General features: G+C 71.1%; 12 protein-coding genes. 7 read left to right on the top strand and 5 right to left on the bottom strand.

Annotated features, from left to right (window positions below):
• On the top strand, window positions 1-1212 hold the full coding sequence (locus tag WMF26_RS26515; RefSeq protein ID WP_437994945.1) for a 1-aminocyclopropane-1-carboxylate deaminase/D-cysteine desulfhydrase: 1212 nt from the start codon (window positions 1-3) through the stop codon (window positions 1210-1212).
• A gap of 97 nt (window positions 1213-1309) precedes the next feature.
• Here WMF26_RS26515 and WMF26_RS26510 read toward each other — a convergent pair whose 3' ends face one another.
• Entirely contained in the window at window positions 1310-1942 is a 633-nt protein-coding gene (locus tag WMF26_RS26510; RefSeq protein ID WP_437994944.1) for a hypothetical protein, read from the bottom strand.
• A 150-nt stretch (window positions 1943-2092) separates the two neighbouring features.
• Here WMF26_RS26510 and WMF26_RS26505 point away from each other — a divergent pair, with 150 nt between their 5' ends.
• Complete coding sequence (locus tag WMF26_RS26505) at window positions 2093-3304, top strand: hypothetical protein (protein ID WP_437994943.1); 1212 nt, start codon at window positions 2093-2095, stop codon at window positions 3302-3304.
• Window positions 3305-3313: 9 nt separating this feature from the next.
• Here WMF26_RS26505 and WMF26_RS26500 read toward each other — a convergent pair whose 3' ends face one another.
• Window positions 3314-4195, bottom strand: coding sequence for a rhomboid family intramembrane serine protease (locus WMF26_RS26500; RefSeq protein ID WP_437322436.1), 882 nt, complete (start codon window positions 4193-4195; stop codon window positions 3314-3316).
• 388 nt (window positions 4196-4583) lie between these two features.
• Here WMF26_RS26500 and apaG point away from each other — a divergent pair, with 388 nt between their 5' ends.
• Window positions 4584-4967, top strand: coding sequence for a Co2+/Mg2+ efflux protein ApaG (gene apaG / locus WMF26_RS26495; protein ID WP_061627952.1), 384 nt, complete (start codon window positions 4584-4586; stop codon window positions 4965-4967).
• Between the two features lie 293 nt (window positions 4968-5260).
• Here apaG and clpA read toward each other — a convergent pair whose 3' ends face one another.
• From clpA to WMF26_RS26480, 3 genes are all read right to left on the bottom strand, one after another.
• A complete protein-coding gene (clpA, locus tag WMF26_RS26490) occupies window positions 5261-7597 on the bottom strand; it encodes an ATP-dependent Clp protease ATP-binding subunit ClpA (protein ID WP_437994942.1) in 2337 nt (778 codons plus the stop codon).
• The gene (gene clpS, locus WMF26_RS26485) at window positions 7594-7917 is read right to left on the bottom strand and encodes an ATP-dependent Clp protease adapter ClpS (RefSeq protein ID WP_020737250.1); all 324 of its coding nucleotides are present in this window, start codon (window positions 7915-7917) and stop codon (window positions 7594-7596) included. Before clpS ends, clpA begins: the two co-directional genes overlap by 4 nt.
• A gap of 324 nt (window positions 7918-8241) precedes the next feature.
• Window positions 8242-10812, bottom strand: a complete 2571-nt coding sequence (locus WMF26_RS26480) for a glycogen/starch/alpha-glucan phosphorylase (RefSeq protein WP_437994941.1) — start codon at window positions 10810-10812, stop codon at window positions 8242-8244.
• A 180-nt stretch (window positions 10813-10992) separates the two neighbouring features.
• Between WMF26_RS26480 and WMF26_RS26475 the strand changes: the two genes are divergently transcribed.
• From WMF26_RS26475 to WMF26_RS26460, 4 genes are all read left to right on the top strand, one after another.
• Complete coding sequence (locus WMF26_RS26475; RefSeq protein ID WP_437994940.1) at window positions 10993-11580, top strand: hypothetical protein; 588 nt, start codon at window positions 10993-10995, stop codon at window positions 11578-11580.
• A 188-nt stretch (window positions 11581-11768) separates the two neighbouring features.
• Entirely contained in the window at window positions 11769-12179 is a 411-nt protein-coding gene (locus WMF26_RS26470; protein WP_437994939.1) for a hypothetical protein, read from the top strand.
• A gap of 148 nt (window positions 12180-12327) precedes the next feature.
• Window positions 12328-12774, top strand: coding sequence for a hypothetical protein (locus WMF26_RS26465; RefSeq protein WP_437322431.1), 447 nt, complete (start codon window positions 12328-12330; stop codon window positions 12772-12774).
• A 418-nt stretch (window positions 12775-13192) separates the two neighbouring features.
• The gene (locus WMF26_RS26460) at window positions 13193-14842 is read left to right on the top strand and encodes a tetratricopeptide repeat protein (protein WP_437994938.1); all 1650 of its coding nucleotides are present in this window, start codon (window positions 13193-13195) and stop codon (window positions 14840-14842) included.
• The last annotated feature ends 31 nt before the right edge of the window (window positions 14843-14873 follow it).

Genomic DNA, 14873 nt, shown 5'->3' with positions numbered 1-14873 from the left:
GTGGCGAGCGACGAGGAGGGGCGGGCCGACCGCGCCGGGGCGGCCGGCGCGGCGGGCGTCGCTGGCGCGGCGGGCGTCGCTGGCGCGGCGGGGGGCGTCGCCGGCGCGGCGGGCGTCGCCGGCGCGGCCCCGGGCTTCCTGCCCGCGTCGCGCGAGCTGCCGCTCTTCGCCGAGCTGCCCGAGCTCGCGGGGCAGATCCCCTGGCGCCCGCTCGCGCACGCGCCGACGCCGGTCGTCCCCTGCGCGGCGATCGAGGGCTACCTCGGCCGCGGCGGCGTCTGGGTCAAGCGCGACGACCGGATCTCGCCGCTCTACGGCGGCAACAAGGTGCGGCGCTTCGAGTTCTTGCTCGCGGACGCGGAGCGGCGCGGGGCGAGGACGCTCGTCACGGTCGGCGGGCTGGCGTCGACGCAGGTCACGGCCACGGCCCTCTTCGGCCGGGCGCTCGGCTTCGCCGTCACCGCGGTCCTGTTCGACCAGCCGATCACCCGCTTCGGCCGCGACGCGCTGCTCGCCGGCGCGGCCAGCGGCGCCGAGCTCGTCCACGGCGGCGGGTACGCGGCCACCGCGGTGCGGGCGATCCGGGCGCTGCGCCGGGCCGATCGGCCCTACTTCATCCTGCCCGGCGCCTCGGCCGCGCTGCCGTGCCTCGGCTACGTCGACGCGATGCTCGAGCTCGCCGAGCAGGTCCGGCGCGGCGAGGCGCCGCGCCCCGATCGCATCGTCGTCCCCTCGGGGACGGGCGGGACGCTGGCGGGGCTCGCGCTCGGCGCGGCGATGCTCGGCTGGCCGACCACGATCGTCGGCGTGCGCATCACCGAGCGCGTCGCCTCGAACCGCGTCGTCGTCCGCTACGAGGTCGGCAGCATGAAGCGCCTGCTCGCCCGGCGCGCGCCGCGCTTCACCCGGCGGCGGCTCCCGCCCGTCCGTTTCGCGATCGATCACCGCGCGATCGGCCCCGGGTACGGCGCGCCGACCCCCGCGTCGATCGCCGCGATCCCCGAGGTGGAGCGGCTGATCGGCGTCCCGGGGGAGATCACGTACAGCGCCAAGGCGCTCGCCGCGCTGCGCGAGATCGGGCGGGATCACCCGGGGGAGACGATCCTCCTCTGGCAGACGCTCTCGAGCGCGCGCCCGCCGCTCGCCGAGGGCGGCGCCGCGGCGCTTCCGCCCGCGTTCGCGCGGTTCTTCGAGGGCGACGTCGCGTGCTGAGGGCGCGGCGCGCGCGGCCGAGCCCGCTCGCGCGGGGGCGCGGCGCGCGGCCGAGCGCCCGCTGCGGGGGCTCGGCGCGCGGCGGCCGCGCGGCCGATCACTTCAGCCGCAGGCTGTTCAGGAGCTTGTCGAAGTCGGCGCGCGCCCCGGTGACCGTCTTCTCGGGGCCGGTCATCTTGAAGAACCAGAGGTCGCCGGAGGGCGTCTCGGCGATCGCGCCGAGCATGGCGTAGCTCGACTTCGGCTCCCCGGCGGGCATGCCGGGCATCCCGGAGCCGGCGAACGTCCCCTTGATCTCGACGACCGCGACCTTGATGTCGTTGACCTTGAGGTCGGTCCGCTTCGGGGAGTCGTCGCTCTTCTGGGAGAACTGGCCGACCCAGCGCGTGATGTTCGCGTCCACGCTGCCGCCGGCCTGGCTCACGCTGAGCTCGGCGTCCTCGTTGTCGCCCGCGGCGCGCTTGATCTTGTAGGTCGCCTTGCGCATCGCGTTGGGGTTCGGCGCGCTCTCGAAGCTCGCGGGCGCGTCCCAGGCGAGCTCCGCCCCGGCCGCCTGCTGGCCGCCGGGGTGCGCCGGCTTCGGGGCCTCGGTCGTCGGGGCGGGGGCGGCGCCCTTGTTCGTCGCGGGCGGCTCGGGTGCCGTCGTGGCCGTCGGCTCGGGCGTCTTCGAGCACGCCGCGGCGAGCGCGGCGACCAGCGGCAGGACCATGGCAGAGCGGAGCTTGATCATCGTGGGTGCCTCGGCGTGGGTTCGCCGCGACTGTAGTCGCCGCGCCCGGAGCCTCAAGCCGGATCGGATCGGCGCGGGCGGTTCCCGCGCTGCGGCCGGCGGCGCGTCCGTCGTGCAGCCGCGCGCGCCGCCGTGATACCACCAAAATTCATGGAGCCCACCTTCCGGCGCGCCTTCAACGCGGCCTTCGGCCCGTCGACCTACGCGGAGATCCTGAGCCGCCTCGAGCGGCGGCTCGGCTGCGCGATCCCGTTCCGCGTCGCCGAGACGCCGCTGTTCCTGCCGGCTCGCCTGCGCGAGCGCCTCGAGCGCTCCGCGAAGGAGATCGTGCAGCAGATCTCGAGCCCCGCGCTCATCGCGCAGATGAAGCGCGCCATCCCCGCGCACCTCGACGCCCCCGGCATGGACGCGCTCCCGAACTGCGCGCAGGTGGACTTCGCGATCGTGCGCGGCCCGGACGGCGAGCTCGACGCCAAGGTGGTCGAGCTGCAGGCGTTCCCGTCGCTCTACGCGCTCATGCTCGTGCAGACCGAGATCGTGGCCGAGGTGCTGGCCGGCATGCCGGGGCTCGACCGGCGCTGGACGTGCTGCTTCGGGGGCCGGAGCCGCGACGATGTCGTCGCGCACCTGCGCCGCGCGATCCTCGCGGGCGAGCCCGAGGAGTCGGTGGTGCTCCTCGACCTCTCGCCGGAGAAGCAGAAGACCTACCCGGACTTCGCGGCGACGAAGCTCCTCGTCGGCGTCGACGCGGTCTGCCCGACGGCGCTCGTGCGGGAGAAGGACCGCCTGTTCCGCCGCGTGGGCGGGCGGCTCGTCCCCGTCCGCCGGCTGTACAACCGCGTCGTGTTCGACGAGCTCGAGGCGAAGCGGGTCGAGCTCCCGTTCCGGTACGACGAGCCGCTCGACGTCACGTGGTGCTCGCACCCGAACTGGTACTGGACCTGGTCGAAGTACACGCTCCCTTACCTCGATCACCCGGCGGTCCCGCGGGCGCGGCTCCTCAGCGCGCTCGACGAGGCGCCGCCGGATCTCGAGCGCTACGTGCTCAAGCCGCTGTTCTCGTTCGCGGGCTCGGGGGTGAAGGTCGACGTCACGCGCGAGGACATCGCCGCGATCCCGGAGGGCGAGCGCTCGAGGTGGCTGCTCCAGGAGAAGGTCGCGTACGAGCCGGCGCTCCTGATGCCGGACGGGGGCGGGGTGAAGGCCGAGGTCCGGATGATGTTCCTGCGCGCGCCGGGCGAGGCCGAGCTCTCGCTCGCGCTCAACCTGGTGCGGCTGTCGCGCGGGAAGATGCTCGGGGTCGATCAGAACCGCGATCTGACCTGGGTGGGCGGGACGGTGGGGATCTGGCCGGCCGACTGAGCGCGCGCGTCAGGCGCGGAGGGCGAGCTGCCACGCGCCGAGGACGAGCCCCGTCGCGGTCGCGCCGAGGGCGACCTGGACGAGGGGGCGGCGCGGCGCGGGCCGGTTGCGCAGGGACAGGCCGGCGACGAGGCCGATCGCGGCGCCGCTGAGCAGGCCGAAGGCGTGGGCGCCGAGGTCGGCGCGCGGGCTCGCGCCGAGGGCGCCGAGGAGCGAGAGGCCGCCCACGAGCGGCGCCACGAGCTGGAGGAGGTGCCGCTTCTCGCCGCTGTCCTTGTCGTGCGCGCGGTCGAGCATGAGCTGGGTGGTGGCGAGCAGCCCGATCGCGCCGAACACCGCGGTGGAGGCGCCGATCGACGCGTGGTGATGGCCCAGGCCGTGGTGCCAGAGCGCGTTCGCGAAGTTCCCGATCGCGCCCGAGGCGACCACGGCGAGCGCGGCGCCGCCGGGCCCGAGGCGGCGTTGCACGGCGGACGCGAAGACCGTCCCCGAGATGACGTTGCCGATGACGTGGGCCGAGTCGGCGTGCAGCGTGAGCGCGGTGATGGCGCGCCACGGCTCGGGCCCGACGACGAGGTCGGCGACCGAGGCGCCGCGCTGGAAGAGCCGCCCGCCGCCGCTCGCGGGGCCGGTGACGAGGAAGAAGAAGAGGGCGAGGGCGACGAACGCGACGCCGGCGGCGATGGACGGCGGGTGGCGCGGGCGTTCGCGCGGGCGGCGCGGGGGCCAGTCGCGGTTCTCCGCTTCGTACCGATCGATCGAGGTCGCGGCGAAGTCGTAGTCCTCGTCGCGCACGAGGAGCACCCAGCCTGCCGGGGTGTACCGCACGGCGTGCCAAAGCTCGCTCGACTGCAGCACGAGGGCCCATTCGCGGACCTTGCGTTCCGGCATCACGGGCCCGATGGCCGTGAACCCGGGCCCGGGCCCTTCTCCCACGCCTCCAGGGGCATCGCTGTTTTGAACCATCGCCGCCCTCTCGCCGCGCGCCGGCGGCAGGATCGCGATCGGGACGAACCGTTCGCCTTCAGCACATCGAGCACCGGTACAGTCATGTTCGCCCACGGCGGGTTCCTCCACGGCTCGTTGACCCCAGGTTCGACGAAACCTGCGGATGAGCCTGGAGGCTGTCAACGCCGCCTCTCGGGGAGCCCGGCCGTCTCCGTCCCGGCGTCTCCTGCCGGTCTCCTAGCGTCTCCCTGGCGTCTCCCTGGCGTCTCCCTGGCGTGTCTTGCGGGGCCGAGCCCTTGTGCGCGCGGCGCAGCGGTGGCAGTGCGTGGTTGTGTCGACAGCCATCACGCAGGGCATCCGGGTCACCGTCTCGACGGTGTACGTCCCCACGCAGTCATCCCCGACGGAGCACCGCTACGTCTTCGCCTACACGGTGCGGATTGCGAACGAAGGCACCGAGCCCGCCCAGCTGAGGACGAGGCACTGGATCATCACGCACGGCAGCGGGAAGGTGGAGGAGGTGCGCGGCCCTGGCGTGGTCGGCCAGCAGCCCTCGCTGAAGCCTGGCGAGCACTTCGAGTACACGAGCGGCTGCGTGCTCGAGACCCCGCGCGGCTCGATGCGCGGCACCTACCAGATGCACCGCCCGGACGGCCGCGTCTTCGACGCCGAGATCGCGCCGTTCACCCTCGCGATGCCGCACTCGCTGAACTGATCCAGCAAGCCAGCGATCCGCAACTTCGCCCGTCCGACCTGATGAGGTAGCGCTTGCGGGTCGGTCTGCCGGCCAGCCGCGAAGAGCCAGCGGGGAGGGGGTGCCCGTGCGCGCGGGCGGCGGGGTAGGGCCCCGCGAATCCGAGCGCCGGCCTGCATCGAAGCGGGTCGCTCCCGGACCGGCTCTCCCCGTACTCATGGCAATTGCCTTGTAAAAGGCGCGAGTTCGCGGGAGGGGCCCCCGCCGCCCGCGCGCACGGGCACCCCCTCCCCGCTGGCTCCGTTGCCCTCGAGCTATCCGACGGCCGCCGGCTCCACCTTCGCCCCGTTCGCCTTCGCCTTCTCCGCGTCCCCCCCGCTCCCGCTCCCGCTCCCGCTCGCCGCCGCGAACTTGAACGTGAAGTCGCCCCCTTCGAAGTCGACGGTGACGTTCCCCCCGTTCTCGAGGGCCCCGAAGAGCAGCTCATCCCCGAGCCGGCGCTTGATCTCGTTCTCGATGACGCGCCCGAGCGGCCGCGCCCCGTTCGCCGGATCGTACCCGCGCGTCGAGAGCTCCGCCCTCGCCCGCTCGGTCACGTCGATGGTGACCGACCGGTCCGCGAGCATCGCCGCGAGCTCGCCGATGAACTTGTCGACGATGCTCCCCATCACCGACGGATCCAGCGACCGGAACATGATGCGCGCGTCCAGCCGGTTCCTGAACTCCGGGCTGAACGTGTTCTTGTAGGCCTTGTCGTCGTCGCCCGCCGACCCCCGCTCGCCGAAGCCGACCCGCGCCTGCGCGAGCTCCCGCGCGCCCACGTTGCTCGTCATGATCAGCACCATGTGGCGGAAGTCGCTCTTCTTGCCGTTGTTGTCGGTCAGCGTGCCGTGATCCATCACCTGGAGCAGCACCTGGAACACGTCCGGGTGCGCCTTCTCGATCTCGTCGAGCAAGAGCACCGCGTGCGGCGTCTTCGCCGCCGCCTCGGTCAGCAGCCCGCCGCGATCGAACCCGACGTAGCCGGGCGGCGCGCCGATGAGCCGCGACACCGTGTGCCGCTCCTGGTACTCGCTCATGTCGAACCGCAGGAAGCCGATGCCGAGCGCCTTGGCGAGCTGCTTCGCGAGCTCGGTCTTGCCGACGCCGGTCGGGCCCGAGAACAGGAACGAGCCGATCGGCTTCTCCGGCGCGCGCAGCCCCGCGCGCGACAGCTTGATCGCGGACGCGAGCTGCTTCACCGCCTCGTCCTGGCCGAAGATCACCGAGCGCAGCGACTGCTCGAGATCCTTGAGCTGCGCCTTGTCCGACGTCGACACCTGCCGCGGCGGGATCTGCGCCATCTTCGCGATGACGAGCTCGATGTCCGCGGTGTCCACCGTGTACCCGTCGCCGTGCTTCAGGCGCGCCGCCGCGCCCGCCTCGTCGAGCAGGTCGATCGCCTTGTCGGGCAGCCGGCGGTCCTGGAGGTAGCGCGCCGACAGCTTCGCCGCGGCCTCGAGCGCCTCGTCGGTGTACGTGACCTTGTGGAACTCCTCGTAGCGCTTCTGCAGGCCCTTCAGGATCTGCGTCGTGTCGTCGACCGACGGCTCGGTCACCTCGATGCGCTGGAACCGCCGCGCGAGCGCGCTGTCGCGCTCGAGGTGGCCGCGGTACTCCTGGAACGTGGTCGCGCCGATGCAGCGCAGGCGGCCCGACGCCAGCGCGGGCTTGAGCAGGTTCGAGGCGTCCATCGTCCCGCCGCTCGCGGCCCCCGCGCCGATGATCGTGTGGATCTCGTCGATGAACAGGACCGAGCCCGGCTGCTTCTCCAGCGCGCGCAGCACCGCCTTGAGGCGGTTCTCGAAATCGCCGCGGTACTTCGTGCCGGCGAGGAGCGCGCCCATGTCGAGCGCGTAGACGGTCGCGTCCTTGAGCGGCGCGGGCACGTCCTTCTTCTCGATCCGCTGCGCCAGCCCCTCCACGATCGCCGTCTTGCCGACCCCGGCGTCGCCGATGAGCAGGGGGTTGTTCTTGCGCCGCCGCGCGAGCACCTGGATCGTCCGGGCGACCTCGTTCTCGCGGCCGACCAGCGGGTCGATGCGCCCCTCGGCCGCCTCCTTGTTGAGGTTCATCGTGAACGCGGCGAGCGGATCCTTGACCGGCTGCGCGCCGCCGGGCTCGCCGCCCTCGTCGGACGACGACTCCTCGCGGAGGCTGTCGTCCTGGCCCGTCTTCGAGATGCCGTGCGAGATGTAGTTCACGACGTCGAAGCGGCTGATGCCCTGCTCCCCGAGGAGGGTCACGGCCGGGCAGTCGCGCTCGGCGAACATCGCGACCAGCACGTTCGCCCCCTTGAGCTCCTTCTTGCCCGAGGACTGCACGTGCATGGCGGCGCGGCCGACCACGCGCTGGAACCCGAGCGAGAGCGTCGGGCTCGTGTCCGCGTCCTCCGGCAGCGCCTCGATCTCCTCGTCGAGGAAGCGCTCCAGCTTCTTCTTCAAGAGCGGGGTGTCGCCCCCGGCGTGCCGGAGGACCTCGGCCGTCTCCTCGTCGAAGAGCAGCGCGTAGAGCAGGTGCTCGATGGTCACGAACTCGTGCCGGCGGCGCGAGGCCTCCCGGGTGGCGAGCGAAAAGGCGATCTCAACTTCGGGGCTGATGCGCATGGTCATTCCGGCTCGGCGGTCAACCGAAGGGGCATTCCGTGCTCCTTGGCGAAGTCCTGGACTTGGGCGACCTTGGTCTCCGCGACATCCTTGGTGTACACGCCCGCGACCCCGTGGCCGCGGTGGTGCACGCTCAGCATGATGTGCGTGGCCTCCGTCTCGGTGCGGTGGAAGAACTTCATCAGGACAAGGACGACGAACTCCATCGTCGTGTAGTCGTCGTTGTGGAACACGACCTTGTAGCGGCGGGCCTTCTCGACCTTCCGTTCCCGCTCCGTCGCGAGGTCGCCCTGCCTGTCTTCTCTCTCCTCAGGATCGTTCGGCATAAATCCGTCGGGAAGGATAGCAAGAGCCCCGCCCCGGCGAGCGGCCGACGGAGGAAGCTCACGCTCCGGAAGCATGCTCCGGCGGGGCGTGGTCCGCCACGCGCGCACCCGGATTTTTCCGTCCGTCGCGGCGTCCGCGTCCTGGAAGCGAGCTGAAGAGGGGTCGGGTCTGCCCGGCGGCGCCCGTCGGGTCTGCCCGGTGCGGCACCGCCGCGGGCGAGCGCGCGTCGCCGTCTTCTGGCGAGCGCGGAGCGCGAGCGCGGGCGCGCGTCGCCGTCCCCCGGCGGGCGCGGGCGCGCCTGCCGGGGCGGCGGGGTCACGCGGTCACAGGAGCGACCTGGCGGCGCCGAGGTCGATCTCGACGGGCGTGAGGCCCCAGATGTCGCGCGCGTACTCGCGCACCGTGCGGTCGGAGGAGAACTCGCCCACGCGGGCGATGTTGAGCGCGGACTTGCGCAGCCAGCTCTTCCGGTCGGCGTAGGCCGCCTCCACCTCGCGCTGGCAGGCGGAGTAGGCCTTGAAGTCGGCGAGCATCATGTACTCGTCGCGGCCGAGCAGCCGGTCGAGCAGGGGCTGGAAGAGCTCGCGGTACTCCGGGGAGAAGAAGCCCGACGAGATGAGGTCGACCACCTCGCGGAGCTCCGGGTCGGCCGCGACCGCGTCGCGCCCCTCGAAGTGCTCGCAGCGGCGGGCGATCACCTCGTCGGCGGTGAGGCCGAACAGGAAGAAGTTCTCCGGGCCCACGGCGTCGCGGATCTCGATGTTCGCGCCGTCGAGCGTGCCGACGGTGAGCGCGCCGTTCAGCGCGAGCTTCATGTTGCCGGTGCCCGACGCCTCCATGCCGGCGGTCGAGATCTGCTCGGAGACGTCGGCGGCCGGGATGATGCGCTCGGCCAGCGAGACGCGGTAGTTCGGCATGAACACGACCCGGAGCGCGCTCTGGCGCCGGTCGCCGTTCACGACGTAGGCGACGGCGTGGATGAACTTGATGATGAGCTTCGCCTGCCGGTAGCCGGGGGCCGCCTTGGCGCCGAAGATGAAGGTCCGCGGCGTGACGTGCTCGCCGCGCTTCTGGCGCAGGTAGAGCGCGACGATGTGGAGCGCGTTGAGCAGCTGGCGCTTGTACTCGTGGAGGCGCTTGATCTGGACGTCGAAGATCGAGGCGGGGTCGACGGAGATGTCGAGCTCCTGCCCGATGAACTTGGCGAGCGCCGCCTTGTTCGCGCGCTTGACGCTGGCGATCCGCTCGATGAACTCCGGGTCGTCGAGGTGGCGCTCGAGCTCGCGCAGCCGCTCGAACTCCGTCACCCAGCGCGGGCCGACCTTCTCGGTGACGAGCGCGGCGAGCGCGGGGTTGCAGGCGAGCAGCCACCGCCGGAACGTGACGCCGTTCGTCTTGTTGTTGAACCGCTCGGGCCAGAGGTCGTAGAAGTCGCGGAGCAGGTCGCGCTTGACGAGCTCGGAGTGGAGCTTGGCCACGCCGTTCACCGAGTGCGAGCCGACGACGGCGAGGTAGGCCATGCGCACGTGGCGCTCGTGCCCCTCCTCGATGAGCGACATCCGCGCGACGCGGTCGTGGTCCTGCGGGTGGGCGTCCATGACCTCGCGCAAGAAGCGCCGGTTGATCTCGTAGATGATCTCGAGGTGCCTCGGCAGGAGCCGCTCGAAGAGCGCGACGGGCCAGCGCTCGAGCGCCTCGGGCAGGAGCGTGTGGTTCGTGTACCCGAAGGACGCGACGGTCTGCTTCCACGCGTCCTCCCAGCTGACGAGGTGCTCGTCGATGAGCACGCGCATCAGCTCGGCGATGGCGATGGCGGGGTGCGTGTCGTTCAGCTGGATCGCGTTCTTCTCGGCGAAGCGCGAGAAGTCCGGGTGGACCCGGTTGTAGCGGTTCACGATGTCGGCGATCGAGCAGGCGACGAAGAAGTACTCCTGGCGGAGGCGCAGCTCCTTGCCCTTGTCGAAGTTGTCGTTCGGGTAGAGGACCTTGGAGATGACCTCCGACTGGTTCTTCTCGTGGACGGCGTGCACGTAGTCGCCGGCGTTGAAGAGCTCGAAGTCGAACTCCTCGCCGGCGCGGGCGGACCACAGCCGGAGGGTGTTCACGGTGTTCGACTGGAAGCCGGCGATGGGCGTGTCGAAGGGGACGCCGATGACCTGCTCGGCGGGGCGCCAGATGACGCGGAAGCCGCCGCGCTTGTCGGGGACGCGCTCGGTGTAGCCGCCGAACGAGACCGGGACGGCGTGCTCGGGGCGCTCGACCTCCCAGGGGTTGCCGAAGCGGAGCCACTCGTCGGCGCGCTCGACCTGGTAGCCGTCGCGGATGGCCTGCTCGAAGATGCCGAACTCGTAGCGGATGCCGTAGCCGTAGGTGGGCAGGCCGATGGTGGCCATGGAGTCGAGGAAGCAGGCGGCGAGCCGGCCGAGGCCGCCGTTGCCGAGCCCGGCGTCGGGCTCCTGCTCGACGAGGTCGTCGAGGTTGAGGCCGAGCTCGCCGAGGACGGTCTTGTAGCTGTCGTAGATGTCGAGGGCCTGCAGGTTGGCGACGAGCGCCCGGCCGAGGAGGAACTCCGCGGAGAGATAGTAGCCGCGCTTGACGTCCTGCTCGTAGTAGGTGTGCTGGGTCTTGGTCCACCGGTCGACGAGGCGGTCGCGCACGGAGAGGGCGAGGGCGACGTACCGGTCGAACGGCGTGGCGGTGAGGGATTCCCGGGCGCGCGAGTAGTGGAGGTGGTCCGCGAAGGCGCGGCGGAGGGCGACCGGGTGCATGCCGGTGCGCGCGTCGGGCGCCGTGTTTCCGCGGAAAAAAGCGGCAGGGGTGTCTCGCTGGGAGGGCTCTCGCTGGGCGGGGGTTTCTCTCTGACGGTTGGGATCGACGTCGATCGGGTTGGCCATGGCGGCGCACTTTAGACGGATCCGGCCCAAGCTGGTGGGCTGCGCGACGTGCACGGGTGAGGTTCCGTGGGTCGGGAGGTTGGCGATCGCACCGGGCCGCCGGTGTGCTAGGAGCGCAGGCGGCCCGGCGACCTGGTGCGCCAGGGGAGCGTCGCCGCCGGAGCCTCGGGAGGTCGGCGGATGATCCACGGACGGCGGGCGGTGCGAGGCGGGGCGATGGCGCGCGGCGGGGCGCTGGCGCGCGGCGGGGCGATGACGCGCGGCTGGGTGCTGGCGCTCACGGGGGTGCTGGGAGCGCTCGGCGCGGGGGCGGGCTGCGAGGAGCGCGCGGGGGTGAGCCCGGCGGCGAGGAAGGGGTTCGGCGAGGCGTGCGCGGACGGCGCGGAGTGCGCGTCATCGGTGTGCGCGGCGATCGGGGGCGTCTGCTCGAAGGGCTGCCGGGTCGACCGGGAGTGCGGCGCGGGGTACGTGTGCCGCTCCCGGGACGACGGTCCGGACGGCGTGTGCAGCAAGCCGCAGGGCCGGGCGCCCGGCGAGGCGTGCATGACGGCGGTCGAGTGCCAGCACGGGCGATGCCTGCACCGGGCCGGCGCCCTGGATCAGCCGGGGCACTGCTCGGCGTACTGCGAGAGCGCCGGCGACTGCCCGGCGGGTCTGAAGACGTGCGAGGAGATCGCCGACAGCGCGGGGCGGAAGATGTGCCTCCCCGGCGAGGGCGGGGCGGGGACGGCCGCGCCCGGCGCGAAGGGGAAGGCCTCCGAGCGGTAGGGCGGGAGCGCGGCCGGCCGGGGGGCCGCGGGGGAGGGGCGATGGGCGAGAGGTGAGGCGCGGGGCGCAGGGCGCGTGGGGGCGCGGGGCGCGGCGCGCGTCAGGGCTCCGCGGTGAGGTCCGGCGCTGCCGCGGGCGGGACGGGCCCGGCGCTGCCCGGCTTCGCAAGGCCTGGCGTGAGTTTTCAGATGGGAAAGAATGCCGACGAATCGATCCATCGAGGCACCCTTCGCTTCGGACGACATGCTCGCGTTGGTATGGGAGACACGATTGCGAGGTTTCTGATGATCATGGATGATCATGTGCTCATTCCGTCCCTGGCTCGCCATCTTGGTTTGGGCCTGATTCCGGCACGATGGCAAGGTGTTGATGTGTTGCTTCCGCTCCTCGAGCGCATCCGCGGCGACGGAGCGATGGTGCTGATAAAGTTCGATGGCGGTAGAGATTTGACCGAAAACGGTCCATATACCGTTATTGCTTCCGGTGGGCCGCTCAAGGGCGAATATATTCGTGCCGAGATGTCGTCGCTTGAGCGTAGTGTCGCAAAGGTGATAATAGAGTACGCGAGGAGATGCTGGGGGTTCGTTGAGCCATCGTAGCCGGCGCCGAGGCTCACCCCCCCCGCTCGTCGTCGCTCCCCAAGCTCACCGCGATGGCTGTAGGCGTCCAATCTACGAATCGACATACGGCAAGCGGTGCGTTTCCGGATCCGGCCACGCGTTTTCGAGCCGAACGAGGAGGGTAGTGATGTCTACGACAGGAGCGAGATCCGCCAACGAGATTCTCGGACTGGAGTTCGATTGGCTGGCCAGTGACGCTGATGGGTACGTTGCCCTGTTCAGTACCGCGGGCGGTGGCTACGCCCCGGGTGAGTTCCTACAAAACACCGATGCACACCACGCGGCGATCGACGCTGTCCTCGCGTCGCCCGTGTCGACCGTGGCGCGGTTCGCGCAAGATCTGCCCCCGGAATTACAGAACACGTGGCGGATGGTGGCGGAGCGCGGGCTCTTCGCCTTCGATTCAGACCCCCATGGCGGGCCCTACCGAATGGTCGCAGCTCCAGCCGATCCCATTCGGATTTTCGACCTGCCCAGGAGCGTGGTTGATATTGTGGAACGTCTCAAGCTTCGCCAAGTGCGATTCGCACGCCAGTCGGTCATCCCCACGGAGCTCCTTCAGGAGAGGGGATAGCCCGAAAGCCATGGCGTCGATCTCGCGCATCACGAGCACGCAGGGGGGCCCCGGTCCCGCCGCACGCCGGGCTTCGCGTGCACGTGGACACGGCGACTACACACGATCTCGCCGAAATCCAGACGGGCGCCATGCCCAGCTTTGCTTTCAGGATTTTCTTTTGCTGCGCCGGATTGGTCACGCGCCGGCTTGGTATCGTCGACGCGGGGTCCGCCTTCCGTGTCGTACACCCTGGCGAGCGGCGCTTCACGTTGTGTGACATGAGAAGAGCTCGGCGCTCAGCGGAATGCGGTCTGCGTTCCGGTGAGCTCCACCGTCAGGCAGGCCGATGGTCGATGGCTCCTGGACGCATGCGCGGCGATGGTGTACGCCCCGCCACAGCTCGCGCACTCACGGCGACGGGCATCGGGGAAATCGCATGTCGACTTCGTTCCTCGCGCGGTCCCTCAGCGCTGCCGCGCTCGCGCTCTGCGCCGCCAGCGGGCTCGGTTGTGCTCCGCCGAAGCCACCTCTCACCTGCGCGTCCCAGGGCGGCGCCCCGTGGGTAGAGCTCTCCTCGCAGCACGTCGTGTTGCGGACAGATCTCGACCGCTCCGAGGCGCGCGGGGTCCTCGCGGAGCTCGAGAGATCGTACAATGCCCTCGAAGACGTCTGCTTCCCGAGCGACAGCCCCGACCCGTTTCGCATGCAGGTCGTCCTGTTCGCGCGCGAGCAGGACTTCCGTCAGTTCAGTCCAGCGCCGTCCAGCGGCGTCTTCTTTCACGCGCTGCCGAACGACCTCGAGCGGGCGCCGACGATGGTCATGTACGGCTCGCTCGGAGAGCCGGAGCGCATCACGTTCCAGCGCGGGCTCGCGTACCACTTCATCGCGCAGAGCATCGGGCCCGCGCCGCCGTGGCTCAGACAGGGCCTCGCCCAGTTCTACTCGACGTTTCGCCTGCGAGGTGGTTATGCATACGTCGGCTCAGCGCTGCCCTATCACGACTTCCTGAAGGGGGCCTCCGGGCGCACCGTGCGCAATGGCCCGTTCACGCTCCAGCTGGTCCCCGCCAGCGAGGCGGCGTCCGCCGCGGAGCTCATCCGTGCCAGGCGAGAGGACTTCTACAGTCTCGCCGACGAGCCATCGGAGGCCGAGCGGCGCCGGGTGGCGCTCAACGAGCTGAGCTCTTGGGGGCTCGTTCACATGCTGCTCAACGGCCCCGATCCGTACGTGCAGCGCTTTGCCGGCTTCCTCGAAGCGGCTTCGCGCGGCGCTCCGGTGCGGCAGGCCTTCCAAGAGGCGTTCGGCGATGTCTCGCCCGAGCAGCTCGAGCGGGATTACCGGAGCTACCTCGTCGGAACGCGGCCCATCAGGAAGATCGGCCCCTACACGGCCCCGCCGCCCCCGCCGCCGCTGGTCGAGCGGGCGATGAGCGACGCCGAGGTGCACGTGCTCTGGGCCCGTTTGAGGCGGTGGCAGGGCGATGGGAGGGCATGGGCGGCGGCGCAGCTCGACGAGGCGGTCGCGCATGAGCCGAACAACCCCGACGTGCGCTTCTGGCGCGGGCTCTTCCGGACCGCCGAGTCCCGCCTCAGGGAGGCGGAGCAGGAGCTCACGGCGGCGCTCGCGGCGAAGCCGACGGATCCTCGGTATCTCCTGGCGATGGCAAAACTGATTCGCGCGATGTCGAGCCGTCGCATCATCACGCCGCTCCAGGCAATCGTACGCACCGCGCCGCTCATCGACCGCCTGAGCCGCACTGCCTCCACCGCCGAACAGCTCACTTTCGTCGCCCGATACCGCATCCAGCTCCGGGATCTCGACGAAGCGCAGGCGTTCGTGCAGCGCGCCCTCAAGACGGACCCGAGCTGCGTACGCTGCTACGACACCTACGGCATGCTGCTCCTCCTGCAAGGTCGAGTCACGGAGGCCATCACCGCAGCGTCGCGCGCGCGCGACCTGCTGCCGGAGGGAGTGGAGAATCCGCTCATCGAGGCCCGCCTCCGCTGCTTTCAGGCGCACGAGAAGGCGGTGCGCGACGGCGCGCCGACCCGCCCGGAGAAGTGCTTCGACCCGCTCCGCGAGTGACGCCGGTCAGGATCCCGCCCCAAGCGCGCCG

The sequence above is a fragment of the Sorangium sp. So ce185 genome, from assembly GCF_051526825.1.
In the GTDB taxonomy this organism is placed as follows: domain Bacteria; phylum Myxococcota_A; class Polyangia; order Polyangiales; family Polyangiaceae; genus Sorangium; species Sorangium cellulosum_D.
Note: the sequence above shows the minus strand (reverse complement) of the source record. Positions and strands in the feature narration are given on the sequence as shown.

Coding starts and splice junctions, on each gene's coding strand:
- WMF26_RS26500 (WP_437322436.1), bottom strand. CDS start 4,195: ATGCCGGAACGCAAGGTCCGCGAATGGGCCCTCGTGCTGCAGTCGAGC.
- WMF26_RS26475 (WP_437994940.1), top strand. CDS start 10,993: ATGATCCACGGACGGCGGGCGGTGCGAGGCGGGGCGATGGCGCGCGGC.
- clpS (WP_020737250.1), bottom strand. CDS start 7,917: ATGCCGAACGATCCTGAGGAGAGAGAAGACAGGCAGGGCGACCTCGCG.
- WMF26_RS26510 (WP_437994944.1), bottom strand. CDS start 1,942: ATGATCAAGCTCCGCTCTGCCATGGTCCTGCCGCTGGTCGCCGCGCTC.
- WMF26_RS26465 (WP_437322431.1), top strand. CDS start 12,328: ATGTCTACGACAGGAGCGAGATCCGCCAACGAGATTCTCGGACTGGAG.
- WMF26_RS26480 (WP_437994941.1), bottom strand. CDS start 10,812: ATGGCCAACCCGATCGACGTCGATCCCAACCGTCAGAGAGAAACCCCC.
- WMF26_RS26460 (WP_437994938.1), top strand. CDS start 13,193: ATGTCGACTTCGTTCCTCGCGCGGTCCCTCAGCGCTGCCGCGCTCGCG.
- WMF26_RS26505 (WP_437994943.1), top strand. CDS start 2,093: ATGGAGCCCACCTTCCGGCGCGCCTTCAACGCGGCCTTCGGCCCGTCG.
- WMF26_RS26470 (WP_437994939.1), top strand. CDS start 11,769: ATGGGAAAGAATGCCGACGAATCGATCCATCGAGGCACCCTTCGCTTC.
- clpA (WP_437994942.1), bottom strand. CDS start 7,597: ATGACCATGCGCATCAGCCCCGAAGTTGAGATCGCCTTTTCGCTCGCC.